The sequence below is a fragment of the Saccharomonospora iraqiensis subsp. iraqiensis genome (assembly GCF_000430445.1).
In the GTDB taxonomy this organism is placed as follows: domain Bacteria; phylum Actinomycetota; class Actinomycetes; order Mycobacteriales; family Pseudonocardiaceae; genus Saccharomonospora; species Saccharomonospora iraqiensis.
In genome coordinates, this window is the sequence record NZ_KE387130.1 from 1,210 (window position 1) to 2,636 (window position 1,427).

Sequence of the window (1,427 nt, forward strand, 5' to 3'; positions counted from 1 at the left end):
GCCGCGCCGTCGGCGGCCGCACCCGGCGGCGCGATCCACCGGCGCGACTCCGGGGCGCACACACCGTGCCCCCGGGTGTCCGCCCGGGTGTCGGCGAACACGACGTCCTGCCGCTGCGCCACCTCCCGGAGGGCGTCGTCGAGTGCGTCCAGGCCGCCGCGGAGGAGGTCGATCTCGGCCGTGCTGTACGGCAGGTGCCCGCAGGCCTCCGCATCGTCCGGCAGGATCGACGGATACCCGACCACCACCACCCGCGCCTGCGGGGCCCGCTCACGGACCGCCTCGACGAGGTCGCCGACGCTCTCGGCGGCGTCGTCGACCCGGGAGCCGAGCTCGACCGTGTCGCCCCCCTCGCCGGGTGCGCACCGGGCGCGTGCGCTCGCCGCACCCGCGCAGCGGACGGCCAGGTCGACCAGTCCCACGTCGTTGCCGCCGAAGCCCAGGGTGACCAGGGACGTCGCGTGGCTCACCGCGTCCAGCTGGGCGGGGTTGGTGCCCCGGGGTGTGCGCTGTTCGACGACCGCGTGTTCGGTGGTCGCGCCCCCACAGCTCACGTCGGTGAGGTGTGCGACGTCGAGTCGCTCCGCGACCAGCCGGGGATAGTTGTTGTCCGACCGCTGACACCCGGGCGGCGCACCGACCGGGTCGCCCGTGCCCGGCGCCGAGGTGTAGGAGTCACCGAGCGCGACGTACGGCCCGGCCGGGCCCGACCCGGTGTCGCCGGGTGGGGCACTGGTGCCGGCCCCGTCGGTGCGGGTGCGGGGTGGGGTGTCCTGCTCGGGCGCCGGCGCGCAGGCGGCGACCGCCCCGGTCACGAGCAGTGCGCCGATACCGGCGGCGACCCGTCTTCTCATCATCACCGTTTCGCTGTATCAGTCCTGCGCGGGCCTCGCCTGCCGCAGGAGGTCGTTGACGAGACCGGCGGCCTCGTCCGGCCGGTCCACCGTCACCAGCACCCGGCGCGCCGAGCGCAGCGTCAGCACCAGGGCCGGACCGCCGCGGCACTTGTACGCGGTGTCGCCGGAGACGGTCGTGCGCACGCCCAGACCGCCCATGCCGAACAGGGAGAGGTCCCCGGTCGTGGCGGAGGAGATCTCGGAGAGCGGGATGTCCCGGCGCGGCATCCCGAGGAACCCCATCCACACGGTCACACCGTCGGCCTCCACCGACGCCCGGACGCGGGCCGTTCCCAGGGCGACGAGCACCCCGATCCCGGTCGGGACCAGGTAGGCGGCCGGGCTCGGCGCGGTGCCGGTCAGCGCTCCGATCAAAAGGACGACCACCGGCGGGGTGAGCACACACAGCGTGGCGAGCCAGACGTTGGTGCTGCGGCCCGCCCAGTCGACGCGCTCGCCGGGGCGCAGACCCGCGGTCTCCGCACCCGGCGCGACGTCGCGGACCTGCCGCGGCGGAACCGTCGGAGCGAT

1 protein-coding gene and 1 pseudogene are annotated in these 1,427 nt (G+C 75.5%); both read right to left on the minus strand.

The features are described from left to right. Window positions 1-857, minus strand: an 857-nt coding sequence (locus ACTIR_RS24485) for an SGNH/GDSL hydrolase family protein (protein WP_052583968.1), incomplete at its 3' end; no start/stop codon positions are given. A 15-nt stretch (window positions 858-872) separates the two neighbouring features. Next, window positions 873-1,427 (minus strand): annotated as a pseudogene (locus tag ACTIR_RS26960) (DUF1648 domain-containing protein); the annotation flags it as partial.